This window comes from Natrinema salifodinae (genome assembly GCF_900110455.1).
GTDB lineage: Archaea > Halobacteriota > Halobacteria > Halobacteriales > Natrialbaceae > Natrinema > Natrinema salifodinae.
Genome location: NZ_FOIS01000002.1, coordinates 780,909 through 807,594, shown reverse-complemented (window position 1 = coordinate 807,594; position 26,686 = coordinate 780,909). Strand labels below are relative to the sequence as shown.

The 26,686-nt window shown below is 67.1% G+C and carries 27 protein-coding genes and 1 pseudogene; 9 read left to right on the top strand and 19 right to left on the bottom strand.

Going from position 1 to position 26,686, the window contains the following annotated elements; all coding sequences use genetic code 11:
• Window positions 1-53: 53 nt before the first annotated feature.
• The 3 genes from BMY29_RS09360 to BMY29_RS09355 form a co-directional block, all read right to left on the bottom strand.
• Window positions 54-728: a dienelactone hydrolase family protein gene (locus BMY29_RS09360; protein ID WP_049992071.1), complete on the bottom strand. Its 675-nt coding sequence runs from the start codon at window positions 726-728 to the stop codon at window positions 54-56.
• Window positions 729-821: 93 nt separating this feature from the next.
• Window positions 822-986 carry a DUF7576 family protein gene (locus BMY29_RS21000; RefSeq protein WP_173424953.1) on the bottom strand — a complete coding sequence of 55 codons (165 nt, stop codon included), beginning with the start codon at window positions 984-986 and terminating at the stop codon, window positions 822-824.
• Between the two features lie 192 nt (window positions 987-1,178).
• A complete protein-coding gene (locus BMY29_RS09355) occupies window positions 1,179-1,586 on the bottom strand; it encodes a DUF2267 domain-containing protein (protein ID WP_049992091.1) in 408 nt (135 codons plus the stop codon).
• A 301-nt stretch (window positions 1,587-1,887) separates the two neighbouring features.
• Between BMY29_RS09355 and BMY29_RS09350 the strand changes: the two genes are divergently transcribed.
• A complete protein-coding gene (locus BMY29_RS09350) occupies window positions 1,888-3,195 on the top strand; it encodes an acetamidase/formamidase family protein (RefSeq protein WP_049992072.1) in 1,308 nt (435 codons plus the stop codon).
• Between the two features lie 87 nt (window positions 3,196-3,282).
• Here BMY29_RS09350 and BMY29_RS09345 read toward each other — a convergent pair.
• From BMY29_RS09345 to BMY29_RS09330, 4 genes and pseudogenes are all read right to left on the bottom strand, one after another.
• A pseudogene (locus tag BMY29_RS09345) lies at window positions 3,283-3,551 on the bottom strand (MoaD/ThiS family protein).
• A gap of 149 nt (window positions 3,552-3,700) precedes the next feature.
• Window positions 3,701-3,907, bottom strand: a complete 207-nt coding sequence (locus tag BMY29_RS09340; RefSeq protein ID WP_049992073.1) for a hypothetical protein — start codon at window positions 3,905-3,907, stop codon at window positions 3,701-3,703.
• A gap of 178 nt (window positions 3,908-4,085) precedes the next feature.
• Entirely contained in the window at window positions 4,086-5,105 is a 1,020-nt protein-coding gene (locus BMY29_RS09335) for a phosphoribosylaminoimidazolesuccinocarboxamide synthase (protein WP_049992074.1), read from the bottom strand.
• A 165-nt stretch (window positions 5,106-5,270) separates the two neighbouring features.
• Entirely contained in the window at window positions 5,271-5,561 is a 291-nt protein-coding gene (locus tag BMY29_RS09330) for a hypothetical protein (protein ID WP_049992075.1), read from the bottom strand.
• Window positions 5,562-5,723: 162 nt separating this feature from the next.
• On the opposite strand from BMY29_RS09330, the gene cofH reads away from it, so the two are divergent.
• On the top strand, window positions 5,724-7,112 hold the full coding sequence (gene cofH, locus BMY29_RS09325) for a 7,8-didemethyl-8-hydroxy-5-deazariboflavin synthase subunit CofH (RefSeq protein ID WP_049992076.1): 1,389 nt from the start codon (window positions 5,724-5,726) through the stop codon (window positions 7,110-7,112).
• 60 nt (window positions 7,113-7,172) lie between these two features.
• Here the strand turns inward: cofH and BMY29_RS09320 are convergent, their stop codons facing one another.
• A complete protein-coding gene (locus tag BMY29_RS09320) occupies window positions 7,173-7,862 on the bottom strand; it encodes a cyclase family protein (RefSeq protein ID WP_049992077.1) in 690 nt (229 codons plus the stop codon).
• Window positions 7,863-8,027: 165 nt separating this feature from the next.
• On the opposite strand from BMY29_RS09320, the gene BMY29_RS09315 reads away from it, so the two are divergent.
• Both BMY29_RS09315 and BMY29_RS09310 read left to right on the top strand, forming a co-directional pair.
• Window positions 8,028-9,569 carry a sodium:solute symporter family protein gene (locus tag BMY29_RS09315; RefSeq protein WP_049992078.1) on the top strand — a complete coding sequence of 514 codons (1,542 nt, stop codon included), beginning with the start codon at window positions 8,028-8,030 and terminating at the stop codon, window positions 9,567-9,569.
• Window positions 9,569-9,793, top strand: a complete 225-nt coding sequence (locus BMY29_RS09310; RefSeq protein ID WP_143067678.1) for a hypothetical protein — start codon at window positions 9,569-9,571, stop codon at window positions 9,791-9,793. The genes BMY29_RS09315 and BMY29_RS09310 overlap by 1 nt, the downstream gene beginning before the upstream one ends.
• 101 nt (window positions 9,794-9,894) lie before the next feature.
• On the opposite strand, the gene cofG is transcribed toward BMY29_RS09310, so the two are convergent.
• From cofG to BMY29_RS09290, 4 genes are all read right to left on the bottom strand, one after another.
• Window positions 9,895-11,070: a 7,8-didemethyl-8-hydroxy-5-deazariboflavin synthase subunit CofG gene (cofG, locus tag BMY29_RS09305; protein WP_049992080.1), complete on the bottom strand. Its 1,176-nt coding sequence runs from the start codon at window positions 11,068-11,070 to the stop codon at window positions 9,895-9,897.
• Window positions 11,071-11,181: 111 nt separating this feature from the next.
• A complete protein-coding gene (cofC, locus tag BMY29_RS09300; RefSeq protein WP_049992081.1) occupies window positions 11,182-11,889 on the bottom strand; it encodes a 2-phospho-L-lactate guanylyltransferase in 708 nt (235 codons plus the stop codon).
• Between the two features lie 227 nt (window positions 11,890-12,116).
• Window positions 12,117-13,295 carry a tubulin/FtsZ family protein gene (locus BMY29_RS09295; protein WP_049992082.1) on the bottom strand — a complete coding sequence of 393 codons (1,179 nt, stop codon included), beginning with the start codon at window positions 13,293-13,295 and terminating at the stop codon, window positions 12,117-12,119.
• A gap of 226 nt (window positions 13,296-13,521) precedes the next feature.
• Entirely contained in the window at window positions 13,522-14,442 is a 921-nt protein-coding gene (locus BMY29_RS09290; RefSeq protein ID WP_049992083.1) for a complex I NDUFA9 subunit family protein, read from the bottom strand.
• A 103-nt stretch (window positions 14,443-14,545) separates the two neighbouring features.
• Between BMY29_RS09290 and tmk the strand changes: the two genes are divergently transcribed.
• From tmk to BMY29_RS09270, 4 genes are all read left to right on the top strand, one after another.
• The gene (gene tmk, locus BMY29_RS09285; RefSeq protein ID WP_049992084.1) at window positions 14,546-15,151 is read left to right on the top strand and encodes a dTMP kinase; all 606 of its coding nucleotides are present in this window, start codon (window positions 14,546-14,548) and stop codon (window positions 15,149-15,151) included.
• Window positions 15,152-15,292: 141 nt separating this feature from the next.
• Window positions 15,293-15,523 carry an Lrp/AsnC family transcriptional regulator gene (locus BMY29_RS09280; protein ID WP_049992085.1) on the top strand — a complete coding sequence of 77 codons (231 nt, stop codon included), beginning with the start codon at window positions 15,293-15,295 and terminating at the stop codon, window positions 15,521-15,523.
• Window positions 15,524-15,752: 229 nt separating this feature from the next.
• Window positions 15,753-16,610: a potassium channel family protein gene (locus tag BMY29_RS09275; protein WP_074854682.1), complete on the top strand. Its 858-nt coding sequence runs from the start codon at window positions 15,753-15,755 to the stop codon at window positions 16,608-16,610.
• Window positions 16,610-16,840: an Lrp/AsnC family transcriptional regulator gene (locus tag BMY29_RS09270; RefSeq protein WP_049992086.1), complete on the top strand. Its 231-nt coding sequence runs from the start codon at window positions 16,610-16,612 to the stop codon at window positions 16,838-16,840. Before BMY29_RS09275 ends, BMY29_RS09270 begins: the two co-directional genes overlap by 1 nt.
• A 469-nt stretch (window positions 16,841-17,309) precedes the next feature.
• Here the strand turns inward: BMY29_RS09270 and BMY29_RS09265 are convergent, their stop codons facing one another.
• Window positions 17,310-17,840, bottom strand: coding sequence for a DUF5813 family protein (locus tag BMY29_RS09265; protein WP_049992087.1), 531 nt, complete (start codon window positions 17,838-17,840; stop codon window positions 17,310-17,312).
• A gap of 210 nt (window positions 17,841-18,050) precedes the next feature.
• Between BMY29_RS09265 and BMY29_RS09260 the strand changes: the two genes are divergently transcribed.
• The gene (locus BMY29_RS09260) at window positions 18,051-18,242 is read left to right on the top strand and encodes a hypothetical protein (RefSeq protein WP_049992088.1); all 192 of its coding nucleotides are present in this window, start codon (window positions 18,051-18,053) and stop codon (window positions 18,240-18,242) included.
• A 114-nt stretch (window positions 18,243-18,356) separates the two neighbouring features.
• Here BMY29_RS09260 and BMY29_RS09255 read toward each other — a convergent pair whose 3' ends face one another.
• The 6 genes from BMY29_RS09255 to BMY29_RS09235 form a co-directional block, all read right to left on the bottom strand.
• Window positions 18,357-19,370, bottom strand: coding sequence for a sodium:calcium antiporter (locus BMY29_RS09255; RefSeq protein ID WP_074854681.1), 1,014 nt, complete (start codon window positions 19,368-19,370; stop codon window positions 18,357-18,359).
• 211 nt (window positions 19,371-19,581) lie between these two features.
• Window positions 19,582-19,893: a hypothetical protein gene (locus BMY29_RS21675; RefSeq protein WP_338141404.1), complete on the bottom strand. Its 312-nt coding sequence runs from the start codon at window positions 19,891-19,893 to the stop codon at window positions 19,582-19,584.
• Window positions 19,890-20,396, bottom strand: coding sequence for a hypothetical protein (locus tag BMY29_RS21670; protein ID WP_338141405.1), 507 nt, complete (start codon window positions 20,394-20,396; stop codon window positions 19,890-19,892). The genes BMY29_RS21675 and BMY29_RS21670 overlap by 4 nt, the downstream gene beginning before the upstream one ends.
• A 4-nt stretch (window positions 20,397-20,400) precedes the next feature.
• Window positions 20,401-23,046 (bottom strand): alkaline phosphatase PhoX, encoded by a 2,646-nt coding sequence (locus BMY29_RS09245; protein WP_049988934.1) that lies wholly within the window; start codon window positions 23,044-23,046, stop codon window positions 20,401-20,403.
• Window positions 23,047-23,311: 265 nt separating this feature from the next.
• Window positions 23,312-25,945: an alkaline phosphatase PhoX gene (locus BMY29_RS09240; protein ID WP_049988935.1), complete on the bottom strand. Its 2,634-nt coding sequence runs from the start codon at window positions 25,943-25,945 to the stop codon at window positions 23,312-23,314.
• A gap of 250 nt (window positions 25,946-26,195) precedes the next feature.
• On the bottom strand, window positions 26,196-26,621 hold the full coding sequence (locus tag BMY29_RS09235) for a hypothetical protein (protein WP_049988936.1): 426 nt from the start codon (window positions 26,619-26,621) through the stop codon (window positions 26,196-26,198).
• Window positions 26,622-26,686: the final 65 nt, after the last annotated feature.

The window sequence follows — 26,686 nt, the reverse complement described above, 5'->3', positions numbered from 1 at the left end:
TCGTTTTCGGTTCTCGTTTCGTGGCCGTAAGTCGTTCGAGACCGTGAGAGACGTCACTCGAGGTGTGTCGCGAACCAGTCCGCGGCGTGGTCGGCGACTGCCTCCAGTTCGCCTGGCCCCTCGAAGAGGTGGCCCGCGCCCGCGACGATCCTGAGCTCCCGCTCGCAGGTCAGGGCGTCGTAGACCTCGCGGTTCAGTTCGCGGACCGAGTCGTCCTCGCCGCCGACGACGAGCAGCGTCGGCGCGGTCACGTCGTCGACAACCTCGGCCGCCATGTCGACCCGCCCGCCGCGCGAGACCACCGCGTCGATCTCCGTCGTCGGCCTGGCCGCCCCGCGGAGGGCCGCCGCGGCGCCCGTGCTGGCGCCGAAGTAGCCGACGGACCGGGCGCTCGCGGCCGGTCGCTCGCGGGCCCACTCGGTGACCGCGACCAGGCGATCGGTCAGCAGCGGGATGTCGAACCGGTTCTCTCGGTTCCGATCCTCGGCCTCGGTGAGCAGGTCGAACAGCAGCGTGCCAAGGCCGCGCTCGCGCAGCCGCTCGGCGACGAAGTTGTTTCGCGGGCTGTGCCGACTGCTCCCGCTCCCGTGGGCGAAGACGACCAGGCCGGTCGCGTCCGGCGGCACGGCGAGTTCGCCCTCGAGTGTCACGTCGTCGACCGGGATGTCGGTAACGGTGCCGATGCCAGTGTCAGTGTCAGCGTCGGTGTGTGACCCGTCGGACGGCATGTCGGTCGGTCCACCGCGCACGGGATTGACTGTTGGGGTGGCTGTGCGCATGAGCGCGGGCGGGCCGACGCGAGCCGCCGCGTCGGTCGCGACCTAGTTCGCCGCCTCCCAGATCTCGAGGCAGTCGTCGCTACAGAAGTGGCGGTAGACGGCTTCGCCGTCCTCGACCGTCGGCACGACGCGTCGGTCGGCGGTCGATCCTACGGAGCTACCACACTGTCGACACTCGGGTGCGTCCTCGGCCGTCGAATCGGTCATCGGTCCACAGGTGGGACGAGACGCACTTGAACGAATCTATTGCGGCGGTATCAGCCACGGCCGGCCGAATTCGGTGGCTCGATACGACACGCGGCGAAAAACGGGCCGCTGACCGAGCGGCTCGAGTCGCCGTCCGCTGCCGGTTCGAGACCCACGGCGGTCCGTCGCCGCGTCGGGGCGAACCGCGGCCGGTCAGACGTTCTCCTGATCGATCGTGACGCCCTCGAACAGCGGATCGAGGTCGTCGTCGAGCTGGGACTTCAGATCCTGAAGCTCGCCGTCGGTCAGCGCGACCGCGAGCGCGTCGGTGACCGCGTCGGCGAACTGTTCGGCATCGTCGGGCTCGACGTCTGTCCCGCGGAGCTGCTCGCCGACGCGCTCGACGAAGTCCTCGCGGTCGTAGCCGGCGCCGTCGTGATCGGCGTCCTCGACGATCGACGCCAGGCCGTCCGGAAGCTGGGCGGCGACGTTCTCGGCCTCGCCGCCGGTCAGGGTCTCGCCGAGCGTGGCGAGGACGGCCTCGGTCGCGGCCTGCGCGCGATCCGTCGTGTCGAGGTGGCCCGCTTCCTGTACCAGTCCGTAGAACTCGTTTTCCTGCATGGGCGGGATTTCGCCGGTGATCGGCATCGGGGTTGGGCCCTCAGTTGCAAGCTGATTCGGCTCCCGACTGTTAGGTTACTGCCGTCGGCGAACGTCTCGAGAGCCGCCGCGATCGGTTCGGGCCGTCGACCGGGCCCGACTGGGATACCCGGTCGAACTCGACTTCGTCCATGCGGAAACACCACCGAACGGCGCTACGGCGGCCGCGCTGCTCCCTTCTGTGCCGGAGACTGGAAGGACGGGTCGCGCAGAGTTCGTGAGCGGCAGGCTTATCGCCGGCACCATCGAACATTGATATGGTATGGCACAGCAAGAAGTCCAACAGGAGTTATACGTCGACCGGTACACGCTCGGCCTGGTCGGTCCGGATCAGGAGTGGGCGGGAACCGTCGCGGACGGCGGGACGATCGAGACGTACACGCCGCCGGGCTGTTGGGGGCCGATGGTCACGCCCGAGTTCCGCGGCGGCCACGAGGTTACGCGGCCGATTCGTGTCGAGGGCGCCGAGGTCGGCGACGCCGTCGCCCTGCACATCCGGGACGTCGAGGTGACGAGCATGGCGACGAGCACGGGTTCGATGGCCGAACGCGAGGACGCCTTCTACGACGATCCGTTCGTCGACCACCGCTGCCCGGAGTGTGGCACCGAGTGGCCGGAGACGGTCGTCGAGGGCACCGGCGAAGAGGCGATCAAATGCGCCGAGTGCGGCGCCAACGCCTCCTCGTTCGGCTTCGAGTACGGCTACACGGTCGCCTTCGACGACGACCGCACCGTCGGGATCACGCTCGACGAAGAAGGAGCCCACGAACTCGCGGAGGACGCCGACGAGGTCATGGACATCCCGGAGAACTCTCGCCAGCATCCCATCCTGCTGTACGAGCCCGGCGAAATGCCCGGCACCCTGGGACGACTGCGCCCGTTCATCGGAAACGTCGGGACGACGCCGTCAGTCACGATGCCCGACTCGCACAACGCCGGCGACTTCGGCCAGTACCTCATCGGGGCCGACCACGACTACGGGCTCGAGAACGAGGACGACCTCGAGGCTCGGACCGACGGGCACATGGATATCCCGCAGGTCCGGCCCGGCGCGATCCTCGTCTGTCCCGTTAAGGTCGACGGCGCCGGCGTCTACGTCGGCGACCTCCACGCCAACCAGGGCGATGGCGAACTCTCCCTGCACACGACCGACGTAAGCGGCACCGTCCGGATGGACGTCGAGGTCATTCCGGACCTCGATCTCGATGGCCCGGTCCTCCTCCCGAACGAGGAGGATCTCCCGTTCATCAGCAAACCGTACAGCGACGAGGAACGCCAGGCGGGCCGAGAACTCGCGGCCGACCACGGCGTCGACCTCGACGACGACATGGGACCGATTCAAGTGATCGGCTCCGGCGCGACGGTCAACGACGCCACGCAGAACGCCTTCGACCGCGCGACGAGCCTGCTGGACATGAGCGAGGGCGAGGTCCGCTCGCGGTGTACGTTCACCGGCGGCGTCCAGATCGGCCGGCTGCCGGGCGTCGTCCAACTCGACATGCTCGCGCCGATGGACGTGCTCGAGGACCGCGGCATCGCCGGTCTGGTGCGCGAGCAGTACGGGCCGTAGGCGCGGCGCCGCCCGCGCGTTCCGTCTTTTTCCGTGCGAACGATGCTCGGATCGTCGCCACGGCCGTGATCTGGTTCCGGTCGGCGGCTACCGAGACCCGCCTCGTACCGCCGGAACCAGCGTCAGCGACGCGCCGTCGGGAACCGGCTCGTCGAGCGTCGCGCGCTCCCCGTCGATCGAAGCTCTGACGCTCGGCCGCACCGCGTCCCCGTCGGAGAGGTGCGCCTCCGCGCGGGATACGCGTCGACCAGGGCCGCGACGGCGTCGGCGACGGTGCCGCCTGGCCACTCGATCGTGACGGTTTTCGCGCCGGTCGCGCTCCGGAGCGGTCCGTAGACCGTGACGTCGGTTTCCATACTCGTCTCTCGTCGGCCGGACGGATATAAACGAAGAGCGTCCGCCATTGAATTCGGTCCTACCCGTCGGATCCGCGAGCGGCGGCACCCGGCAGGGGCCGACGGCGGTCGCGAGAATCGGCGTCGGAGCGGTCGTCGGGTGTCCGTCCTCAGTCGTCGCTGGGCTCGGCGCCGGCCGCGGTCGTCGACGCCGTGTCCCCCTGGCCGACCCAGTCCGACGAGAACGCCGACGCGACCGCGAGGAAGAGCATCGCGAGGACGATCAGACCCAGCATGGCGCTCGCGACGGTCGCGAAGCCGGTCGTGAGGTTGAACAGGACGATACTCAGTGCGATTCCGCTCGTGGCGAGGGTCATTTGCGCTCGTCCGAACGTGGCGGATCACGCAATATGAGGGTTACTTATCCGGCTCCGAGCGAGGATCGCTACCACTGCCCAACGTGGGCGGTCGAGACCTGCGATCGATCCCCTGAGCTGTCGGCTCGCGATCGGTGACCGATCGATCGAAGACGGCACGAAACGGACGGATCGGACGCTACAGCCGCTGAACCGCACCGATCGCGCTCGAGAGCGGCGGTGCGTCGAACAGCTCCCGTCCGGTGTAGGCGTTCGCACCGGAGCAGTACATATCGCGGGCGGTATCGACGACCGCCTGGTCGAGCGACTCGGGGGCTTCGTCGCAGAGCGACTTCCAGTCCGCGACGTCCTTGCGCTTCGCCTCGGCCTTGGCCTCCTCGACGGCCTGGACCCACTCGGGCTGGGTGCGCTTGTGGTACTGACGCAGCACTTCCTTCGAGAGCTGGGTCCCCTCGTAGCTAAAGCGGTTCTCGTCGAACGTGCCGACGACGTCGGCGACGCGGAGTTCGCCGTCGTAGTACAGACACTCGATCTTGCCGTCCTCGTGAACCAGGCCGGCCGCGTCCGCCTGGTCGGTGACGATCCGGTTGACCTCGCGGGCGAGCGACTCGAGGTCCTCGATCGCCGCCGCGCCGGCGATGTGATCGGCTTCCTCGCGGTCGAGGTAGCGGTCGCCCTCCTCGTACTTCGTGGAGAACTCGACGATCGGCTCGTCTAAGTCGACGGCTTCGTCGGGCCAGCGCTCGAAGTCGAGGTCGTGGTCGGCGGGGTCGGTCCGACTCCGCAGACTCGAGCCGACGGGCACGCGGTTGCGGAAGACGATTTCGAGCGGGACGAGGTAGTTCTCGCCGGCCGCGTCGTGGTAGTGCTCGTAGTCGTACTCCCGGCCCTCGTTGGGAAGGTCGGGGACCTGCGTGAGGTCGATGGCCATCTCCCAGGGCGGGTGGGAGACCTCGTCGAGCGGAACGACGTCGCCGTTCTCGACGACCCCGCGGTAGTGGGTCGGAACGCCCTCGCTCTCGAGCAGTTCGAAGTTGAACGCGCCCATCGCACAGAGGCTCGCGCCCTTCTGGGGAATCTGGTCTGGCATCTTCCCCCAGTCGAACACCGAGTAGTCGTCGGTGAAGACGAACGAGCCCCGCCCGAGGTCCTCGGCGGTCGCTTCCTCCTCGATTCGAAACTCTTTGACGCTCGTCATAGAATCCACCTCGCGCGGGTTCTGTGACGTACGAACAGCTTCGCTGTGAGTGTAGTCATTCGAGACACCCCCGGACGTGGCCGCCGCCGCGGTTCATACCCCAGTTGCCGTGGTCGGACCGTAAGAAGGTTTCAATATCTCGTGGGATCACTGCGATCTCTCCGTTCAGTTGTCGTCGATCGCCGCAAACAGTTCCTCGGCCTCCTCCCGCAGCGACTGCGGTACGTCCTCGTCCTCGGTGAGTTTACGAAGCATCGAATCGCACTGGCCCGTCGCTAACGACTGCAGCGCTTGCCGTCGATACCGGTCGTCCAGTTCGTCGCGGCGGACGAGCGCCGCGAGCTCGTCGCACTCGTTTGCCGTTTTCAGTTCGTGGATCGCGTCGGTCCGGGCCTCGTCGGTGGCCGCGTCGTCGAGCGCGAGGTCGATGCACTCCGCTGGCGTCCGGGAACTCATGGGCGGCCGTTAGCGACCCGTCGCAATAGTTCCGTGACCTGCGTGCTACGTGCCCGATCGCCTCGCGTTCGACGGCCGACGGTTCCAGCGACTTCCCGCCGGACTATTAGTCGAGTTCCTGTTCCACTACGTTTTTCTCACTGTACGGGTATCGTTACCTCGATGGAGCGACCGGTGACCGAGGACGACCTCACGTTCGAGCACGTTCCCGAGACCGACCAGGCCTTCGAGAACGCACTGGCGAAGGCGCGCGACGGCGATCGACTCACGGTCGACGACGCCATCGAGTTACTCACGACCGGGACGGACGCCGAGGGGATCGACCGGACGCGCAAGGAACGCGTCCTCGAGGCGGCCGACCGCCGTCGCGCTGAGATGGTCGGCGAGGAGGTCACCTTCATCGCGAACCTGAACAACAACGTCACGACGGCCTGTAACGTGGGCTGTCTATTCTGTAACTTTAAGGATGCCGCACACACCTTCGAGCGCGAGACGGAGATCGAGACCGCGGGCTTCACGAAGACGCCCGAGGAGTCCCGCGAGATCGTCGCGGACGCGGTCGAACGCGGTATCTACGAGGTCACCTCGGTTTCCGGACTCCACCCCGCGTTTGCGCTCGACGAGGAACACCGGGAGATCTTAGACGCGCATCCGAACCCGAAGGAGGTCAACTACAAGCCGCCCGCGGTCTACGAGACCAGCCCCGGGACCTACACCGACCAGATCGCGGCGATGAGCGTCGACGGGGTCCACGTCCACTCGATGACGCCCGAGGAGGCCTACCACGCCCGACGGGGCACCGACTGGTCCTACGAGGAGGTCTACCGCCGGCTGAAGGCGGCCGGTCTGGACACGGTCCCCGGGACCGCGGCCGAGATCCTCGTCGAGGAGGTCCGCGACGTGATCTGTCCCGGGAAAATCGGCACCGACGACTGGCTCGAGGCGATGGAGGCCGCCGCGAACGTCGACCTCGACATGACGGCGACGATCATGTACGGTCACGTCGAGAACGAGGCCCACCGCGCGCTGCACCTCGAGCGGATCCGCGACCTGCAGGACCGGACCGACAACATCACGGAGTTCGTTCCACTCACCTTTATCCACCAGAACACGCCGCTGTTCGAACACGACGTCGTCACGAGCGGCGCGAGCGCGGACGAGGACGAACTGATGATCGCCGTCTCGCGGCTCTTCCTCGACAATATCGATCACATCCAATCGTCCTGGGTCAAGTACGGCGACGAGCAGGGGCTGAAGATGCTCAACTGCGGCGCCGACGACTACATGGGGACGATCCTCTCCGAAGAGATCACCAAACGCGCGGGCGGCGGCTTCGGCGAGTACCGCTCGTTCGAGGAGTACGCCGAGATGATCACCTCGATCGGCCGGGTTCCGGTCGAGCGCTCGACCGACTACGAGAAGCGCCAGGTCGTCGATCCGGACGAGCAGCCGATTGGCCCGCAGCTCGGTCCGAAGGCCGACGGGACGCCGCTGCTCACGAGCGAGGAGCGCGACGCCCGCAGGACGCAGACGACGCCCGCGGACGACTGAGGCCTCTCGGTCGGGTCCGCCGGAGCCCGAGGCCCCTGCCATCATGTCGGGGTGGCATAGCTATTCCATCCTCTCCGACCGGTCCGCCGAATCGACTCCGACGGCGCGAACCGGTGCACCGTCGCTTTCGAGAGCGATCGGGTACGCTCGGAGTTCGAATCGCTCTCCGGTCCGTTCGAGATTCGTGAGATTTTCGATAATCAATTGCTCGTTGCCGAGCAGCGCCTGGTGGGCCGCGAACCCCTCGGGTTCGTCGTCGCCGGCGTTGGCCGTCGGCGTCGGATCGGGATTGAGCGAATCGACCGCGACGTCGAATCCCCGGTCGGCGCAGCGTTCGGCCGCCTCCGGCGAGAGATACGGATGGTCGAGATAGCGGTCGGTCCCCCAGTGGGTGTCCCAGCCCGTCCAGAACGCGACCAGGTCGGGCTCGGTTCCCGTTGCCGAGCCAGGTTTCGGGTCCGGCTCCGAAACCCGAGCGGCCGGGATCGGTTCGCGAGCGCCGAGATCGCGGCAATCGACGCGAACGGCGTCGAAGACGAACCGGTCGATCGGGTACGCGTCGAGGGTCTCACCGCCCGGTACGGTGTGCGCGGGCGCGTCGACGTGAGTGCCGGTGTGGCTCCCGCATTCGATAGCGTCGACGCGGGCCCCGTGTTCGTCGTGGGTAGCGTGCGAGCGGACGGCGACGGCGGGGTCGCCGGGATACGTCTGCATGCCGGTCTCGATCGGCTGACTCAGGTCGACGTGCATATCCACTCCCCGTGTGCGAAGTGATATAACGATACGTGATACCGCTCGCCACAATATTTATTGCTGATACCACTCATGTGCTGGGTATGATATGGCAACACATTTCCACCCGGTGTACGGGACAGACGGATCCGCCGGATTGCTCCGCTCCCGGGGTGATCGGCGATGAGTAGTCCGGGCATCGGATACGCGCTCCTCGGTCTCTGGGCGCTCGGGATGATCGGACTGAGCTATCTCATTTTCCGTCGGCAGGACGTCGACGACACGCGGGAGTTCATCACGGCCGGCGGTCGCGCGCAGGTGGGATTGACGACCGCGTCGTTCGCGGTGACGTGGATGTGGGCGGGGGACATCCTCGGCGTCCCGGAGTACGTCGGTCTCACCGGCGTCGCCGGGATCTGGATGTACGCCGCCCCGGCGGTGCTCTCCTCGCTGGTCGTCATTCCGTTCGCGCTGCGGATGCGCAGACTGTTCCCCCAGGGACTGACCTACAGCGAGTACTTCATCGAACGGTTCGGGAAGCGGGCCCACCTCGCCGTGATCGCCGTCATCCTCTACACGATGGTCCTCGGCGGCGTCATCCAGCTCTACGTCGGCGGAACCGTCATCGGGGGCCTGACCGGCATCGATCCGAACGTCGTGATGGCGGTTCTGATGGGAACGATCGGGATCTACATCCTGCTGGGCGGCCTCTGGGGATCGATGACCACGGATCTGGTCCAGTTCGTCAGCGCGATCGTCCTGACGGTCGTCTTTGTGCCGCTGTTGCTCTTCGAGGCGGGCGGCCCGTCCGGCGTCTACGAGGGGCTGCTCGAGAACCTCGGATCGGACGCGGCGCCGTTCCTGACCGCGTCGAACCTCGACTGGATCGAAGACCTGTTCCTGCCCTACGCCCTCGGCCTCGGCGTCTGGGGTGTCGTTTCGCTGTCGACGTGGCAGCGGATCTTCGCCGTGCGCCGCGACAAGACCTCGCGGTTTCTTACCGCCGGCGGGATCGGCGTCTTCACCACGATCGCCATGTACGGCGTCATCGGCCTGGTCGGGCTCGCGGCGGTGCCGGAGGTCGGCCCGGCCGACCTCTCGATCGAGGCGCTCGGACTCTTGCCTGGCTGGGCGACCGTCCTCTTTCTGGTGATCGCGCTGATGGTCCTCGGCTCGTCCGTCGACTCCTACCTGACCGCGATCGCGAGTCTCACCTCGCGGGACATCTACTTCCGGCACGTCGCGACCGACGCCGCCGACGCGCAGCAGCTTCGCGTCGCTCGACTCGCCTCGGTCGCGTTCGCCGCGGTCATCTTCGGCGCGACGGTAGTCGCGCTCGACACCCTCGGCTTCACGCAGTTGCTGCTGATCGGCGGGATCGGCGCGACGGCGCTCGTCGGCCCGTTCGCGCTGTCGCTGTTCTGGTCGAAGACCTCGAGTCTCGGGTTCGTCACGGGCGTCGTCGGCTCCCAGCTGGTGACGGGATACCTGCTGGCGGCCAGTTACGACGTGGTCGTCACCGCGCCGACGCTGAAGCTCTGGGAGATTATGGCCGTCGGCCACCTCGTCGCGACCGCCCTGACCGCGACGCTCTCCGCGGCGTCGCCGGACGACTTCGAGTTCGATTCCATCGCGCGCGAGCCGACTGCCGGCGCCGGCCCCGCGGACGCGGCGGTCAGGCCGGACGGCGGCGCGACCGGTGCGGACGGAGGTGATCGCGAATGATGAGCGAGACCGCCTTCATCGCGACGATCGCGGTGTTCTGGCTCTCCGAACTCGCCTTCGGCTCGCTGGTCGTCTACTGGTTCGTCACCCAGGGATTCGACGACGAGGAGGCCACCGCCTCGGGGGTCGCGCCGCTCGAGGATCGAAGCGACACGATGCGGTCGCTCGGGATGTGGGCTGCGTTCTTCGCGGTGCTCGTCGCGGGCATCCTGCTCGCGTCGTAACGTCGTAACGGACACCAACCGCCCGCACCCTCGCTTCGATTCGCTCTGCGCCTCTTCGTTTCCGAGAAAGCGAGCGCCTGTGGCTGTCGCCGGTGACAGCGTCAGTAGCCGTCGCCGGCGAGGACCGCACGATACCGGCTGCCCGCGTCGTCGTCGGCTGCGAGCGCGTTCCTGATCGTCGAGGAGATCCACTGCCGGTCGGACTCGCCGTCAGCGCCCGCGCCGTTTTCGGTTCCGTCGGCGGCCGCGCCGTCGAACTCGTCGGTCCGCAGGTCCGCGGGGAGGAACCGCTCGTAGACCGGCAGCCGCTCGCCCAGCGGGACGCCCGCGTGGGCGGCGATCTCCTCGAGTTCGCGCAGCGCGGGCCACTTGTAGTCGGGGTTGATGTGGTCGTCGGTGACCGGCGAGACGCCGCCGAGGTCGTCGACGCCGCAGTCGATCAGATCCTTCGCGGGCGCCAGGTTCGGCGGTACCTGCACGGACACCTCTTCGGGGAGGGCGGCGCGGGCCATCGCCGTCACGCGGCGCATCGTCGCCAGGTCGGGCGAGCCGTCGGCCCAGCGCTCGTTGTCCACGACCGGTTGGACGATGACCTCCTGGATGTGGTCGTAGCGCTCGTGGAGTTCGCGGATCGCGAGCAGGCTCTCCGCGCGGTCGCGCCAGTTCTCGCCGATGCCGACGAGAATGCCGGTCGTGAAGGCGACGTCCAGTTCGCCCGCGTTCTCGAGGGTCCGCAGGCGCTGGCCGGGGACCTTGCGCCGCGGGCCGGCGTGGGCCCCGACTTCCGCGGTTGTCTCGAGCATCACGCCCATGCTGGCGTTGACGTCCGCGACGGCGGCCATCTGTTCGCGGGTCTGGTCGCCCGGGTTCGCGTGGGGGAGCAGCCCCTCTTCCAGCGCGACCTCGCAGGCCTCACGCAGGTAGTCGTGGATCGAGTCGTGGCCCCACGCCGCGAGCTGGTCGTGGATCTCGGTGTAGCGGTCGTCGGGGTCGTCGCCGAAGGTAAACAGTGCCTCCGTACAGCCCGCGTCGGCGCCGCGCCGACAGATCTCACGGACTTCCTCGAGCGAGAGCAGCGATGCCTGGCCGGGCGGATCGAAGTAGGTGCAGTAGGTGCAGGTGTACCGGCAGGCCGTCGTGAGCGGGATGAAGACGTTTCGCGCGAAGGTCAGCGCCGCGGGCGCGTCCACGTCGGTCGGACTGACCTGAAGGAGGTCCTCGACGGCCGCGTCGTCGACCGCGATATCGACGCCGTACTCGCTCGCCCCGGGAAACATTACCTCGGTGTGTCGTCGCTCGGCACATAAGGGCTTCACTTCGCGGTGGCCGCCACCGTCGACGGTGGCGACCCGCGGCTCACCCCGCGAACCGCGACCACCGTGCCCGCGTTAGTCCGAGTCCGTCTCGGCGTCGCCGTCGTCGCGGGCGATCGCCACCCGTCCGTCCGTCGCGTCGAGTTCGAATCCGAACGCCCGCAGGCAGTCGGGAGCGCGGTCCTGCTCGCGGCCGTGGACGAGCACCTCGACGAGGTCCTCGGGTTCGTCGACGTCGGTCGCCAGGCGGAACGAGTCGACGGTCGAAACCGTCGCACCGATCTCGCGGGCGATCTCGCGGTGATCGAGGTAGGAGGTGCCGTGGTAGTCGACGCGGAATTCGGGGTGGCGAACGGCGAGCGCGTTGGTTCCACCGCCGCGTCCCGGCGCGATCGCGACGTCGGCGTCGGCGGTCAGCAGCCGCTCGATCGCGTCCGGCGTCGCCAGCGCCAGGTCGGCCATGACGACGGCGACCGCGTCCGGATCGGCGTCGCCGTCCGAATTAGCGTCGTCACCGCCCGGCAGGCGCGCGTTGACCGCCGTCGTGAGCGCTCGCTCGTCGACGGTGACCGATGCGGCAGATGCGACTTCGCCTGGGAGGTCGAGGGCGGCGAGGTCGAGCGGCGCGGTCGAGACGACCGTCGGTTCGTGGCCCGCTTCGACGATCGCGCGCAGGACGTCCGCGAGCATGGCGCGGGCGACCGTCGAGCGCTCGGACGGCGAGAGCACGGCTTCGAGGCGGGTCTTGGGCGTCTCGGCGGCGAACGGGACCACGACGCGCATCTGGATCTGATTGCGATAGTTCCGGCGCGGTCAAAAGTACGTCGGAGTTCGGGGTTCGAGGTTCGGGGTCCGGAGTCCGGAGTGCACCGCGAGAGCTCACGTTTCGAGCGTCGCGAACGCTCTCCGGGTGCTCGGTGTGGTCAGTCTGCCCCCCGACACGAAGACGGGAACCGGGAACGAACGCGAAGCGCGGCGCTTGCGGCGTCGATCGGCGAAAGAAAGTGGGCCTAGAAGAGCGGCTCGAGTTCGTCTTCGTCGTCTTCGACGAGTTCCTCGAGGTTCTCCTCGCTCTCGGCCTGGATGTCGTCGATGTTGTCCTGAGCCTCGATGGCGACCTGCTGGAGGCGCTTGATCCGCGGGACGTTGGTCACGCCCGAGAGCAGGATCGCCGAGGCGACCTCCGGCTCCTCGCGCGGGTAGTCGCCGCCGCGGACTTCCATGCTGCCGGTCTCTTCTTCGAGCCACTTCCGCCCGCGTTCAATGCCTTTCCGGTTCAGGTACTCCGAGGGACCGGAAAGGACCAGCAGCGCGCGCTCGGTGCCTTCGATCTCACAAGGGAGGGTAAGCCGGCCGAGTGCGGCCTTGCGGACCAGGCTCGTGATGCGGTTCGTGGTGTTGGCGGCGTCGAGGTCGTCGTCGCCGGCTCCGTCGCCCGTAAAGCGCGAGAGGAGGCCGCCGCCCGTGTTTAGCTCGACGTCTTCGCTCGCGAAGCCGACGGTGGAGACGCCGCCGCCGGAGAGCGTGTTGATGATTTCGCTCGAGTCGACGACGCTCTCGGCGACCTCCTGGCCGTCGCCGACCTCGCCGGCGCCGAAGAGGATGCCAAAGCGGCGGACGATCTCCTCGTTGATCTGCTCGTAGCCGCCTTCGACGGACTCGCCGGTCTGCCGCCAGGAGTCGTTGTCGAAGACCATCAGGTTGTCCACTTCGCGGACGAACGTCTGGAACGATCGAGCGGCGTTGAGCGTGTAGATACCGCCCTCGTCCGTACCGGGCAGAATACCGAGACCGTAGACGGGAATGGTGTAGATACGCTTGAGGTGTTTCGCGAGGACCGGCGCGCCGCCCGAGCCGGTACCGCCCCCCATCCCGGCGACGATGAGGAAGGCGTCAACCTCGTGCGTCGGGATCGAGTCGATGGCGTTTTGGACCTCGTCGATGTCCTCCTCGGCGACTTCCGCGCCGAGTTCGTTGTCAGCACCCACGCCGTGGCCCTTTACTCGGGCCTGGCCGATGAGTACGCGATTCTCCTGTGGAATGTTGTCGAGACCGATGAGGTCCGCTTTCGCGGAGTTGACAGCGATCGCCGCGCGGACGATTCCGCTGTTCGTCCGATCGTCGTATTCGAGGAATCGATCGACGATCTTGCCACCGGCCTGTCCGAATCCGATCATCGCCAGCTTCATTGTTTGTCAGGGGGCTCCGTTGGATTGGTACAGAGCGATAGAGGATATAAGTCTTGTGCTAAGCTGAATTTCCCGACTAATTCAATATTAGCTCGATTCGGCCGCGTATGGCGGTTTACGGCGGTGTATTCGCCACCAGTAAGATCCTTTTACTCCGAAAGACCTACTCCTTTATATTAGGCGTCCGACACTCGGGATCGACGCCGAGCGATGAGCCGGGACGGTGTCAGGCCGTTCCCTTCGCTCGCTCGTGGGAACGCCGCCCCTCGAACCCGAGATACTCCCCCAACGTCGTCAACGCCGCCGGCTCGTGCCCGAACGCGGTGATGTCGTTGTCGGCGACCGTGTTGTCGAACTCGAGCGACCTGGCCTGGTCCGCGCCGAACGGAACGCCGGGCACTGAGTCGATCGCGGAGAGACCGAGTTTGGCCAGGCCCATCGGGATCGGCACGATCGTGACGTCTTTCCCCTCGGCCGCGTAGGCCAGTTCCGTCACGTCGGCGAGGGTGAGGATCTGCGGGCCGGCGAGTTCGTAGATCTCTCCGACGTGGGCGTCGTCCTCGAGCGCATCGGCCAGCATGGGGACGAGGTCGCCGACCCAGATGGGCTGGAACCGCGTCTTCCCGCCGCCTGGCAGGCCGGTCACGTACGGCGTCGTCAGGGTCTTCGTGAACTCGACGAACTCGCCGCCGTCGCCGAAGACGACGGATGGACGGACGATCGTCCAGTCGAGATCCGCCGAGCGGACCACAGCTTCCGCCTTGCCCTTGGCGCGGATGAAAGCGGTGTCGCCATCTGGATCGGCACCCAGTCCGCTCAGTTGGAGGAAGCGGTCGACGCCGCCCTCCTCGGCCGCGCGGACTAGGTTCTCGGTGCCGCCGAGGTGGACCTCCTCGTGGCTCTTGTCGCCGCGGGGCTGGTAGAGCGGCGAGAGCGAGACGAGGTTGACGACGGCGTCGCGGCCCGCAACCGTGTCGACGATCGAGTCGTAGGCGCCGACGTCGCCCATCGCCGCCTCGACGCCCGGGGGGAGGTCGCCGTCGTCCGGCGACCGCGAGAGCGCCGTCACTCGATGGCCGCGCTCGGCCAGTTCCGCACACAGGTTCGTGCCGATGAAGCCGGTGCCGCCGGCGACGAGAACGTCCATACGCGGAATGTGATCGCCCAGCGATAAATAGGTGGACGGCGATGCCGTAAGGCCGCCCGTCCCTCTCGACAGATTGTAGTAGCCGTCACGACGAGGTGTGAGCATGCTGGTCACGCTCGAGGGACTGGACGGCAGCGGCAAGACGACGGTCTGGGAGGCACTCCAAGAGCGCTATCCCGACGCGGAGTTCACCCGCGAACCCACGAACGACTCCTGGTACGGCGACGCCGTCTACCGCTCGATCGAGGACGACGATGCCGACCCGCTCGCGGAACTGTTCCTCTACACCGCCGACCACGCCGATCACCTCTCGCGGGTGATCGAACCCGCCCTCGAGCGCGGCGACCTCGTGATCTCCGACCGCTACTCCGACTCCCGGTTCGCCTATCAGGGTGCGACCCTCGAGACGGCCGAGGAACACGATCTCGCGGACCCGCTCGAGTACGTCGTCGACATCCACGAGCCGTTCTCGATTACGCCGGATCTGACGATCTACCTCGACCTCGATCCGGAGACCGCCGCGACCCGCGCGGGGACGACGAACAAGTTCGAACGGGCCGAGTACCTCGCGTCGGTACGGGACAACTACGAGCGACTCATCGAGCGCGACCCTGACCGGTTCGTCCGCGTCGACGCGATGCAGTCGCCGGCCGACGTTCTCGACGCGGTGACCGACGCCCTGGACGAGGCGGTGTCGGCGTCCCGATAACCGCTGCGCACAGCTTCACGAACCGACGGACCGCACAGCCACTGAGCGCCGGACCGCCGACGGTCCCGCCCGATGGTTGTTTCCACGAGTCGCTCGCTTCGGGCAAAGGCTTTAGTCGTGTCACGGTGTACCACGCCCCCGATGGTCCACGCGTTCATCATGGTGAAGACGGCCGCCGGAAAGTCCGAGGGCCTGCTCGCAGAGATCGGTGATCTCGAGTCGGTAGCCGACGCCCACATCGTCGCGGGCAACTACGACATCATCGCGGAGATCGACGCATCGGAGGTCTACGAGGTGCTCCGAACCGTCTCCTCGCGACTGCAGGGACTCGACGGCGTCACCGACACGAAGACGTACATCGCGATGGGATAACACACGAGCGGGGGCGGCGATTAGGGCCCGGTGCGGCCGTCGACACCATCCCAGCAACGCCATCCGGCGGCGCCGTTCCGTCGACGGCGGTCGTGATTTCTCTTCGATCTCCGTCGCTGCGATCGCAGCTGCGCTTTTCGTCCGCGGTTCCGTTCCGGTCGCATCCGGCTAGTCACTACCGTGGTAAACGGGGACAAACTTATTCACCGACGCCGGCGTACTCGCGTCCATGCGGTTCGTGATTATCGGGGCTGGACGGGTCGGCCTACGGACGGCGCGGGTCTTGCGCGACGAGGACCACGAGGTGACGCTCGTCGAACGCGACGAGCCGACGATCAGGCGCGCCCGCGATCAGGGGTTTTCCGTCGTCGAGGGAGACGGCTCCCGCGAGACCGTCCTCGAGGAGGCCGGCGTCGCGTCGGCCGACGCCGTCGGCGCGCTCTCCGGCGACCTCAACGTCAACTTTACCGCGTGCATGATCGCTAACCACTACGGCTGTCGGACGGTCATGCGCATTGACGAGGCCTACCGCGAGGAGATCTACCGCAAGTACGCCGACCAGGTGAACGAAGTGATCTACCCCGAGCGCCTCGGCGCGATCGGCGCGAAAAACGCCCTCCTGGGCGGGACGATCCGCGCCATCGCCGACGTCGCACCCCACCTGCAGGTCGTCGAACTCACGATTACCGACGCGGCCCCGGTCAACGGCTACACGATCAGCGAACTGCAACTGCCCGCCGACGCGACCGTCCTCGCCTTCGGCAAGGACGGGCGGACCCTCGAGATCCCGACCGAAGACCTCTCGATCGAGGACGGCGACCGACTCGTCGTCCTCGCGGACTTCGACGTCCTGAGCGACGTCCGCCAACTGCTCGTCGGCGAGTCGGCCGACCAGGCGGCCGCCAACGCAGGGACGGGCGGAGCGGGGACGGGATCGGGGCCGGGGTCGGCGGCGACGGAACTGACGCTCGAGGCGGATGCGGGTTCGGACGCCGCTTCGCCGTCTAATTCCGACTCCGATACCGATTCCAGCACTGACTCCGACTCCAATTCGAATTCGAACTCCGATTCCGGAGGTGTCAACTGATGGTTACGGCATTCGTTATGATCAAAGCGAACACCGGCGAGGCGGATCGGCTCAGAGACAATATCAAATCCATCGCGGGCGTTCAGTCGGCCCACATCGTCGCCGGCGACGTCGATCTTATCGCCAAGGCGCGGGTCGAGACGCCCGCCGAAGTCAAGGAGATCGCAGCCACCCGCATCCAGTCCATCGAGGGCGTCGAGGACACGCAGACGTACATCGCGATGGACTAAAACCCACCTTTTACGCTGCGGTCTGTCGCGCTGACGGCAGCATAGCTGCCACACAGCGCGGCGTCCCTCGGTAAAAGCTGTGGACCAAAAGCACTCCTTCGTCCGTTCCGAGCGCGGCGCGCTCTCCACGTCAGTCGTCGGCCCGCTCGCTCACACTTCGGTTCGCTCGCGGTTGGTATCAGTTACGCCCTGCCTCTTCCCGGGTCGAGCGACGCTCGCGTCTGCTCGCGTCCCTCTCTCGGCCATCCCTAACTGGTGTTTTCGAACGACAGTTCAGTCGAGGATACCCCCTGCAGAGAGAGGCCGCAGGCACAGCGAGCCGACGACTGATCGAAATGAACGGAGGGGAGTGTGGAGTCTTCCGACTGAAACTGAGCGGAACGAAACACGTGATGGCAGCGATGCAAAGCGTTCTTTCGAAGATTTCACCGACGGAGAACCTTGCTGGCCCGCGGTGGAAAATTTCGGTTCACATCGGCATGCCGCCGCTGTGTCCGTCGCCGTCCGCGGCCTGCTGGCCCCGGTTTTGGGCGTTCTCGAGCAGCGTCGCCGCCGGGCCGCGGTACTCGTAGCCAGGGATGATCCCCTGGGCGAACGTTCCCTCGACGAACTCGATGAGAGCCTTGGCGTCCTCGGCGCCCTCGCCGGCGTCCCAGGCGGTGTACTCGAGGCGGACGCGGACCTCGTCGGTGTCGCGTTCGACGACGGGGTCGTCGTGGGTGCTCGTGTGGGCGACGCCGAAGACATCCTGCAGGCGGCGTTCGAGGGTCTCGAACCAGCCGTCCTCGACGACGTTCGCGACGACTTCGTCGGCGACGGCGGCGTCGAGCGTCGGGAGGAAGACGGTGACGCGAAATCGGCCGTCGCGCTTCCCGTCGGCGTCATCGGCCGTGACAGTCGTGTCGAAAACGGTCGTCGTGAGGTCGTATCCCTCGTCGGTCCGCGCGAACGCGTCGTGGGACTCGAGTTCGCGTTCGACGGGGGTTGGAAGGTCGGTCATTATAGCGGCACAGGGGCGTGACGGAAAAGGATGTTACGTTGTTTTGACAGCGTCCGGCCCGGTTCGGGATCGGTTTCGAGCGATTCGACGAGAGCGCGGTCAATGACGGGAATTTCGGGTCCGGCATCGGAACCGTTTCGCGAGGAAGCGATGGGTTTCGACCGTAAATGAGCTCTATTACTACAAGGGACACGGCCATCGTTTTGGGGTATGAGTTTGGACAGACACGCCGCGGAACGTCGTCGATTCGCTCGCCTCCTCGGAACGGACGGCGACCACGGTACCGGGCTGCCGATCGCCGGCACCGGTGCCGATGGCGATTCTGATACCGACGAAGAGGACGACCGAGACGCCGTCGCGGACGATCGCGACGTCGACCGTCCGACTCCCGCCGATCCCTGATCGGTACGACAGATCGCTCTCGCTGGCACGTATCGGGTGCCGTCACTTCTTCTTCGACGCCATGAGGCGAACCGGGTCCGGGTCCGAGTCGAGTATCGATAGCTGGACCCGCCCTCAGAGTTCGAGGACGCTGGTGATCCGGAGACTCTCGAGGAGCAGCCAGCAGACGAACGCCGTGTACAGCGCGAGCAGCGCCCACCCCTCCCGGCGGGAGAGATACATTCCGGTCCGCGAAATCGCGAAGAAGAAGATCGTCGCGGCAATTAGGAAAGCGATCATCGGGACGACGTGTGAGAAGGTGACCGTCAGCGACCCCGCTGCGAGCACCCCGACGGGAATGGCGACGAGTAAGTCGAACGTGTTGCTTCCCAAGACGTTCGCCAACGTTACCGTCGGCCGATCGGCCTGCGCGGCCGCCATACTGACGAACGTGTCGGGTAGGCTCGAGCCGGCCGCGACGACAGTCATCCCCCAGAGGAACGAGGGCGTCCCGAAGGCGTCACCGAGTCCGATCGCCGCCCGGACCAGGCCCTCCACGCCCCCGATGATGAACACCAGGCCGAGGCCGAACCAGAGCCAGGAGCGAGCGCGGTCGACCGAGGTATCGGCCGTCACGTCGGCGCCCCTGGCATCGAGATACTGGGTGAACAGGTAGAGCCCGTACAGTACGATCGGGACCAGCGCGAGCTGTCGCGAGACGGTCCCGCGGACGAGTGTGTCGGCTCGGTCGACCGGGTTGTAGATGACCGCCAGCGAAAACGTCAACAGCAGCGTCGCGACGGCGAGCATGTAGAACAGCGCCTCCTTGTAAACTAGTTCGCGAGTCGTGTCGATCCCGCCGCCGTAGACCACCGCCATGCCGGGGATCACGAGAAGGTTGAATACCGCCGAGCCGACGATCGACCCAACGCCGAGCTCGAACTCGCCGTGCAGCAGCGTCGCGAGCAGCACGCTCGCCAGTTCGGGCATGCTCGAGCCCGCGGCGGCGACGACCGCTCCCTGGACGACCATCGGCAGGCCGTAGCTGGCCGCGAGAGCGTTCGCGGAGTCCTCGAGCCAGACGCTGCCCTTCCAGACGACCGCCGTACCGGCGGCGGCGAGCGCGAGCAGTCCGAGAACCTCGATCATGGCGGATCGCTACGGGGTTCCGACCGCGTGCCTTCGCCGGCGATTCGATCCCGCCGCCGCGTGCTCGGTTCGTCCACGATCGTCTCCTTCCCGCGCGGAACTGTAAATTTCCCTGAACGCGCGCCGGTATCGGTGGCAGTCGGGCGGCCGGGTACGCGAACGCCGTCGCCGGGGACTAACGGCTCGGAGAAAATGGAGCGTGCGGAGCGAGTTAGCGCCGCGCGAACAGGGTGATCACGAGGGCCGCGAGCGCGGCGAGTGCAGCGCCGGCGGCGAAGCCGGGAACGGACTCCGCATCGGCCCCGCCGTCACCGTCGGCTCCGTCGTCCGACTCCGCGCCGTCGCTCTGCGATCCGTTTCCGCCGTCGCCGACGGTCAGCGTCCCCGCCTCGATCGACGGGACCACCGCGTCGCCGCTGTCGTCGTCGATTTGGACGTCCGTCACGTCCAGCGTCGCCGAGCCGGCATCGGTCGCGTTGACCTCGACCGTCGCGAGCGTGACGTCGGTCGCGCCAGGCGTCACCTCGTCGCCGAGGTCGACGGCTTCGACGGTGATCGATGCTCGTCGGCGCTCACGATGGGATCGGTCGTCATCCCGTACTCGTCGGGGTAGCTGGCGTTCGCGACGGTTGCGGTTCCGTCGTCGCCTGAAAGCTCGACGGTGAGTTCGAAGCCGGCCAACCCGTCCGGCGCGTCGGTGAGCGCGAGCCGATGGGTCGCCGTCTCACCGGGTTCGACGGTCGCGTCGTCGACGATGAGGCTTGGTTCGGTGGCCGTCGTGGTCGCGGTCACGGCTCCCGCGGCGTCGGTGTCCGCACCGCCGCTCGCGGCCGCCGCCGGACCGATCGGGACGGCCGCCAGACCGACCGCGAGCGCGACGAGCAGCGCCGCGGCGGGCCGGCGCCACCGTCGCGACCGGGATCGTGATCGACGGTCGTGCGCTCGTCGCCGACGGTCCGGGTCCGAGTCGGGTTCGGTCGTCCGCGTTTGCCCTCGAGTCGCCGAAGCAGCGTCGTGCCGTGCCATCGGCTCAGAGGTCGTCGTAGAGGTCGGTGATGTCGTCGTAGTCGATACGCCCGTTCTCGTTGAAGTCGTAGTAGTCGACGGCGAGGGTCGTCGAGTCGTCGTCCATGTGGTCGAACAGGGTGACGACGTCGTCGTAGTCGAGCCGACCGTTGCCGTTGACGTCCTCGTACAGGCCGTCGCCGTCGGGGTCGGTCGGCGGACGGCCGCTGGAGCCCCCGCCGATCGGCGACGGACCGGTGACGACCACGCCTGGCCGGGACTGCGGTTCGATGGCGGCGCCGTCGTCGTCGTCCAACGCGCGGACGTCGACCGTAATATCCGTCGTTCCGGTGCCGGTCCCCTCGAGTTCGATCGACGCGAGCGTGACGTCCATCGCGCCGGGTTCGATCTCGTCGTCGAGATCGGCGAACTGGAACTCGACGGCCGAGCCGTCGTCTGCGATCGTCGGGCCGGCGGTGAGTTCGAGCGCGTCGTGATAGCTCGCGTCGGTGATCGCGGCGACGTCGGCGTGCTCGACCGAGACGGTGACGCGACCGCCCGCCAGGCCGTCCGGGACCGACGACAGCGTCAGATCGACGGCCGCCGTCCCGCCGTGGTCGACCGCGACGGAGTCGACGTGCAGCGACGTCGGGGGCTCGTAGACCCACAGCGCGTCGTTGGGGTAGGATCGACCGAAGGATCCCTTGTCCTCGCAGAGGAGGACGCGACCGTCGTCGAGCACCATCACGTTGTCCACGTTGATCGGCGCCGAATCGAGGGTCGACTCCGCGTCGCTCGCGTCGGGGCCGACGACGACCGGTTCGAGCGTCGAGATGTCGTAGCCGGCCTCGAGTTCGGCGCGGTAGACGACGCCGCCGTCGACGCGCTCGAGCCGAATGTCGCCCTCGTCGTCGCTCATCCCGTCGTTGAGTTCGGAGATGCCGACGTAGAGGAAGTCGCCGGGTTCGGCCTCGTCGTGGGCGTCGACGCCTTCGGCCTTTCGGAACTCGACGCTGGCGCCGATCTCCTTGGCCGCGGCACGGGTCTCGAGGAACGGAATCCGGCGGAGGTCCTCGTCGACGCCGTCGGGGCCGCGTTCCTCGTACTGGGCGGCCCACTCGACGATCTCCGCGTCGGTAACGTAGTCCCGGTTGCCGTTGATCGCGACCTCCTCGTCGGCCTCCGCCAGGGCGGTCTCGAGGTCCGCTTCCCAGTCGGTCTCGGCGTGGGTCTCGAGGTAGTCGACCTGGGTGATCCCGTCGTAGTCGGCGATCCAGGACTCGATCTCGGCGTTGCTCGCCGTCCCGAGTTCGAGCCACTCGATCTCGAGGTCGACCGCCGCCGGCGGGGTATTTCGGGCGGCCTGGTCGTTGGTCACGCGGGCGGCGTACAGCGTGCCGCGGACGTCCATCCGGTCGTCGTAGCTCGGAATCGGCTCGTCGGCGACGAACTTGTAGAAGCCTTTGCTCGCCCCGTCGGAGGTGAGGTAGACGGTCCGTTCGTCCGGCATGACCTCGGGGCACTCGAAGGCTGCTCGCCCGAAGACGTAGTGTTTGACCGGCGTCGGCTCCTCGCTCGCGGGCTCGGCGATCTCGACGATGTGGCCGTACCGGTAGCGGTTGGGATACCCCTCGCCGATGGGGTCGAGCGTGTTTTCGGTCTCGCCGTCCTCGCCGACGGCCTGGTCGACCGGCTCGGCGCCGAGGTAGTAGGCCTGCATCTCGAGGCCGCCCAGCGCCCAGCTCCCCTGCGGGGACCAGGCATCGTCGAACAGGTCGCTCAGCGCGCCCGACACGTCGGCCGGGTTCGGGCGGTTCCAGAACGCCGCCGCGCCGCGGACGCCGACGCCGCTGCCCGCCTCGACGACGTCGCTCACCGTCGCCGGCCCGGAGACGCGCGGGTGACTGTAGTCTTCCTCGGCCGACAGCGGCGTTCCCCAGGGGCTCAGGTCGCCGTAACAGTTGATCCGGGTGCCGCCGAGTTCGCGGAACGAATCGCGGTTCTCGAGTTCCATCGCGTTCTCGCGGTCGGCCTCCCAGCCGTCCTCGCCGCGGCTGATCGGCGTCCGGCTGATGCCACCCGGACTCGTCTCGTTGTTGGTAAACAGGTAGCCCTCGAGCCCCTCGTCGTCGGTCGGGACGAAGAAGTTCATGTCGGGGTTGTAGCCGACGTCGCCGTAGCGGCTCCCGACGAAGTCCGCGATGTCGGTGCCGTCGGGCGTCTGGGGGTGTCCCCAGCGCTCCGTGCCACCGTTGATCGCGTCGCCCTCCTGGACGAGGATGTCGTACTCGCCGCCGGCGACCTGCACCCGGCCCTGGGCCGCGGTCGATCGAGGCGCTTCCAGCTCGTCGAACTCGTCGCTCTTCCCGTTGAACGTGAACTGATGGCCCGCGAGGACGCCGACCGCCGCCGTGTCGTACGGCGCCGGGTTGTCCCGGCTCGGGTGCTGGAGGCTGAACAGCACCTCGCCGGTCTCGAACACGAACGGCCCGGTGACCTCCGCGCCGTGGGCCGTGGTCGCGAGCCGTTTGATGTCTCCACGGATCCGCGGCGCCCCGGGCGTGTCGGGGTCGTCGACGCCGTCCCGTGCGCTCGCCGCTCCGGTCGCTCCGATCCCGATGGCGGCCGCCGCCGAGGTCGCCATCAGCTTCCGCCTGGTGAATTCGACCATGCGGGCGGATGAACCCATCGTCGTATAGTCAGATTTTATAATATTCGTACAAAGAAGACGGAATCCAAGGTGGGTGGGTTGTAGCGGTCCTAGGCGAACGTACCGGTATGGTGGCTATGTAGCCGTCCGGAGCGCTACCGAGAGGTCCGTCGGCGCCGCCGTCGCTCCGAGTGACTGACGGTCTGCAAAAATAGCCGGCCGAAAGCGAGTTCGGTGCCGTCCGAGCGCGTCTATCCGACCACGGACCACGGTTCGTCGTCGAACCTCAGATCTCGTCGTAAAGGACGGTGACGTCGTCGTAGTCGATGCGTCCGTTCTCGTTGAAGTCGAAGGCATCGACGTTCAACATCACCGACTCGTCCTCGATGGAATCGAACAGCGCGACCACGTCGTCGTAGTCCAGTCGGCCGTTCCCGTTGACGTCCTCGAATTTACCGTCGCCGTCGAGATCGGTCGGCGCGCGGCCGCCGGAACCACCGCCGATCGGCGGCGGGCCGGTAACGACGACGCCGGGTCGGGCCTGCGGTTCGATGGCGGTGCCGTCGTCGGCGTCTAAGGCGTGCACGTCGACCGTGATATCCGTCGTCCCCGTTCCGGTTCCCTCGAGTTCGATCGACGCCAGGCGAACGTCCATCGCGCCGGGTTCGATCTCCGCGTCGAGATCGGCGAACCGGAATTCGACGGTCGACCCGTCGTCCGCGATCGTCGGGCCGGCGGTGAGTTCGAGCGCGTCGTGGTAGCTCGCGTCGGTAATCGCGGCGACGTCGGCGTGTTCGACCGAGACGGTGACGCGACCGCCCGCCAGGCCGTCGGGCACCGACGACAGCGTCAGGTCCGCCGTCCCGGTCCCGCCGTGGCTGACCGCCACGGAATCGACGTGCAACGACGTCGGGGGCTCGTAGACCCACAGCGCATCGTTAGGGTAGGACCGACCGAAGGAGCCCTTGTCCTCGCAGAGGAGCACGCGACCGTCGTCCATGACCATGACGTTGTCCACGTTGATGAGCGACTCGTCGAGGATCGATTCGGGGTCGCCGTCGTTCGGACCGACGACGACCGGTTCGAGCCGAGAGACGTCGTAGCCGGACTCGAGTTCCGCCCGGTAGACGACACCGGTGTCGACCCGATCGAACTGGAGGTCGCCCTCGTCGTCGGTCATGTACCCGCCCAACGCGGAGATGCCGAAGTAGATGAAGTCCCCGGGCTCGGCGTCGTCGCGGGCGTCGATCCCTTCGGCCTTGTTGAACTCGACGCTGGCGCCGACCTCCTTGGCCGCGGCGCGGGTCTCGAGGAACGGAATCCGGCGGAGGTCCTCGTCGACGCCGGCGGGGCCGCGTTCTTCGTACTGCGCGGCCCACTCGACGACCTCTTCGTCGGTGACGTAATCCCGGTTCCCGTTGATCGCGACCTCCTCGTCCGCTTCGCGCAGCGCCCGGTCGAGGTCGTCCTTCCAGTCGGTCTCGGCGTGAGTCTCGAGGTAGTCGACCTGGGTGACGTCGTCGTAGTCGGCGATCCAGGACTCGACCTCGGCGTTGCTTGCGGTTCCCAGCGGCACCCACTCGACCTTGAGATCGGTTTCGGCGACCGGCCCCTCGCCGACCTCGCTGGCCTTCATCGCGTACAGCGTCCCGCGGACGTCCGTGCGGTCGTCGTAGCTCGGAATCGGCTCCTCGGCGACGAACTTGTAGATGCCCTTCGCGCCGCCGTCGGAGGCCAGGTAGACCGTCCGCTCGTCGGGCAACACCTCGGGACACTCCCAGGCGGCCCGCCCGAAGACGTGGTGTTTGACGGGGACCGGTTCGTCGGCGGTCGGCTCGGTGATCTCGACGATCTTCCCGTAGCGGTAGCGGTTGGGGAACGCCTCGTCGGCGATCGGCTGCGGCGTGTCCTCGCCGTCGGCGATGTCGACCGGCTCGGCGCCGAGGTGGTAAGCCATCTTCTCGGTGCCCCTGTTGTTACTCAGCCCCATCGGGTACCAGCTGTCCGCCTCGCCGAAGATCTCCGCGAGCGCGTGCTCGATACCCAGTATATTCGGACGGTTCCAGAACTCGCTCGAACCGCGGAGACCGACGCCGCTGCCGCGCTCGACGATGTCGCTCACCGTCGCCAGGCCGCCGACCCGCGGGTGGCCGTACTCCTCTTCGGCCGACAGCGGCGTGTCCCACGGACTCAGATCGCCGTAACAGTTGACCTTCGTCCCGCCGATTTCGCGAAACGCCGCGGTGTTCTCGAGTTCCATCGCGTTCTCGAGGTCGGCCTGCCAGTACCCGTCCTCGTCGCGGGACAGGGGCGTCCGCGAAATCGCGCCTGGCCGCGTCTCGTTGTTGGTGAAGAGGTAGCCCTCGGTCCCCTCGTCGTTCGTCGGGACGAAGAAGTTCATGTCGGCCTGGTCACCGACCCCTTCGTACCTCTCCTCGACGACGTCAGCGAGGTCCTCGCCGGCCGGCGTCTGCGGGTGACCGAACCGCTCGGTCCCGCCGTTGATCTCGTCGCCCGTCTGTACGAGGAGTCGGTACTGACCGACGGCGGACTGCACTTCGCCCTGTTCCGCGTTGGTTCGCGGCGGTTCCAGCTCGTCGAACTCGTCGTTCTTCCCGTTGAACGTGAACTGGAAGTCGTCGATGACGCCGACGCCGCCCTCGTTAAACGGTTCGGGATTGTCGTCGCTCGGCCCCTGGAGGCTATAGAGGAGTTCGCCCGTCTCGAAGACGAACGGGCCGGTGACCTCCGCGCCGAAGGCCGTCGTCGAGAGTCTATCGATCGATCCCTCGATGTACGGTGCCGCCGGCGTGTCGTGTTCGTCAGGTCGGTCGTTCGCGCTCGCTGCCCCGACCGCTCCGATGCCCATCGCCGCCGCTGCCGACGACGCGATCAGCGTTCGCCTGGTGAATTCGACCATGCGGGCGGAGGATCCCACCGCCGTATAGTCAGGATTTATAATAGTATACTATAGGATAAATTCTAGAAACGGAACGTGATATAGCTATACTGACGAAAAGAGTCGTGTGTGAGGGACGTAGCCATACCGACGACCGAACGGCCCCGGACGGCGCGAGGAAACGCGGTCGTGGCGACGGGAGAACCGGAGTCGGGGTGTGACGACGGGAGAATAGGGATGGTTCGAAGACGATCAGGGGGCGACGGTCGTCCTAGTCGTGCCCGCGTCGCTTCGCTTCGGATCGGATCTCGTCGGCGCGGTCGCGGACCCACGAGCAGTAGCGTTCGATCTCGGTCGGCGTCGTCCCGTAGAACGAGGCGACCCAGTTGACGTCCGCCCAGGGGCACGTGATGAGGTACGCGGCGAGGGTGTCTTTCCCGGACTGGACGACCTCCGGCGGCACGCCGCGCTCGCCGGTGCCCTCCTCGACGAAGCCGTTGACGTCGAAGTAGACGTCGGCGTAGAGCCGCGCGTCTTCGAGCGTGTCGAACGCGATATCGGTGTGTTCGGGAGCCTCGAACCGGTAGCGCTCGCCGGGCTCGTCAGTCTCGTCGTCGACGATGCGAACGCCGAGGACGTATTCGTCGACGACGCGGCCGTCGAGATCGGAGTCGGTGGCGGTGTCGGACGTGGACATGAGCCTCTCTGCCAGTACGCGGACCCGTCGCGGTATTGAACGTGTATATGAGATCTATATTGCGC

What these genes read in the sequence shown, in the direction of transcription:
- BMY29_RS09265 (WP_049992087.1), bottom strand. Translation starts at nt 17,840, where the DNA reads ATGACCGACCTTCCAACCCCCGTCGAACGCGAACTCGAGTCCCACGAC.
- BMY29_RS09360 (WP_049992071.1), bottom strand. Translation starts at nt 728, where the DNA reads ATGCCGTCCGACGGGTCACACACCGACGCTGACACTGACACTGGCATC.
- BMY29_RS09330 (WP_049992075.1), bottom strand. Translation starts at nt 5,561, where the DNA reads ATGAGTTCCCGGACGCCAGCGGAGTGCATCGACCTCGCGCTCGACGAC.
- BMY29_RS09280 (WP_049992085.1), top strand. Translation starts at nt 15,293, where the DNA reads ATGGTCCACGCGTTCATCATGGTGAAGACGGCCGCCGGAAAGTCCGAG.
- BMY29_RS09320 (WP_049992077.1), bottom strand. Translation starts at nt 7,862, where the DNA reads ATGCACGTCGACCTGAGTCAGCCGATCGAGACCGGCATGCAGACGTAT.
- BMY29_RS09310 (WP_143067678.1), top strand. Translation starts at nt 9,569, where the DNA reads ATGAGCGAGACCGCCTTCATCGCGACGATCGCGGTGTTCTGGCTCTCC.
- BMY29_RS09315 (WP_049992078.1), top strand. Translation starts at nt 8,028, where the DNA reads ATGAGTAGTCCGGGCATCGGATACGCGCTCCTCGGTCTCTGGGCGCTC.
- cofG (WP_049992080.1), bottom strand. Translation starts at nt 11,070, where the DNA reads ATGTTTCCCGGGGCGAGCGAGTACGGCGTCGATATCGCGGTCGACGAC.
- BMY29_RS09335 (WP_049992074.1), bottom strand. Translation starts at nt 5,105, where the DNA reads ATGACGAGCGTCAAAGAGTTTCGAATCGAGGAGGAAGCGACCGCCGAG.
- BMY29_RS09355 (WP_049992091.1), bottom strand. Translation starts at nt 1,586, where the DNA reads ATGCAGGAAAACGAGTTCTACGGACTGGTACAGGAAGCGGGCCACCTC.
- BMY29_RS09350 (WP_049992072.1), top strand. Translation starts at nt 1,888, where the DNA reads ATGGCACAGCAAGAAGTCCAACAGGAGTTATACGTCGACCGGTACACG.
- cofH (WP_049992076.1), top strand. Translation starts at nt 5,724, where the DNA reads ATGGAGCGACCGGTGACCGAGGACGACCTCACGTTCGAGCACGTTCCC.
- BMY29_RS09245 (WP_049988934.1), bottom strand. Translation starts at nt 23,046, where the DNA reads ATGGTCGAATTCACCAGGCGGAAGCTGATGGCGACCTCGGCGGCGGCC.
- BMY29_RS09340 (WP_049992073.1), bottom strand. Translation starts at nt 3,907, where the DNA reads ATGACCCTCGCCACGAGCGGAATCGCACTGAGTATCGTCCTGTTCAAC.
- BMY29_RS09295 (WP_049992082.1), bottom strand. Translation starts at nt 13,295, where the DNA reads ATGAAGCTGGCGATGATCGGATTCGGACAGGCCGGTGGCAAGATCGTC.
- BMY29_RS09255 (WP_074854681.1), bottom strand. Translation starts at nt 19,370, where the DNA reads ATGATCGAGGTTCTCGGACTGCTCGCGCTCGCCGCCGCCGGTACGGCG.
- BMY29_RS09235 (WP_049988936.1), bottom strand. Translation starts at nt 26,621, where the DNA reads ATGTCCACGTCCGACACCGCCACCGACTCCGATCTCGACGGCCGCGTC.
- BMY29_RS21000 (WP_173424953.1), bottom strand. Translation starts at nt 986, where the DNA reads ATGACCGATTCGACGGCCGAGGACGCACCCGAGTGTCGACAGTGTGGT.
- BMY29_RS09270 (WP_049992086.1), top strand. Translation starts at nt 16,610, where the DNA reads ATGGTTACGGCATTCGTTATGATCAAAGCGAACACCGGCGAGGCGGAT.
- BMY29_RS09290 (WP_049992083.1), bottom strand. Translation starts at nt 14,442, where the DNA reads ATGGACGTTCTCGTCGCCGGCGGCACCGGCTTCATCGGCACGAACCTG.
- BMY29_RS09260 (WP_049992088.1), top strand. Translation starts at nt 18,051, where the DNA reads ATGAGTTTGGACAGACACGCCGCGGAACGTCGTCGATTCGCTCGCCTC.
- BMY29_RS09240 (WP_049988935.1), bottom strand. Translation starts at nt 25,945, where the DNA reads ATGGTCGAATTCACCAGGCGAACGCTGATCGCGTCGTCGGCAGCGGCG.
- cofC (WP_049992081.1), bottom strand. Translation starts at nt 11,889, where the DNA reads ATGCGCGTCGTGGTCCCGTTCGCCGCCGAGACGCCCAAGACCCGCCTC.
- tmk (WP_049992084.1), top strand. Translation starts at nt 14,546, where the DNA reads ATGCTGGTCACGCTCGAGGGACTGGACGGCAGCGGCAAGACGACGGTC.
- BMY29_RS09275 (WP_074854682.1), top strand. Translation starts at nt 15,753, where the DNA reads ATGCGGTTCGTGATTATCGGGGCTGGACGGGTCGGCCTACGGACGGCG.
- BMY29_RS21670 (WP_338141405.1), bottom strand. Translation starts at nt 20,396, where the DNA reads ATGGCACGGCACGACGCTGCTTCGGCGACTCGAGGGCAAACGCGGACG.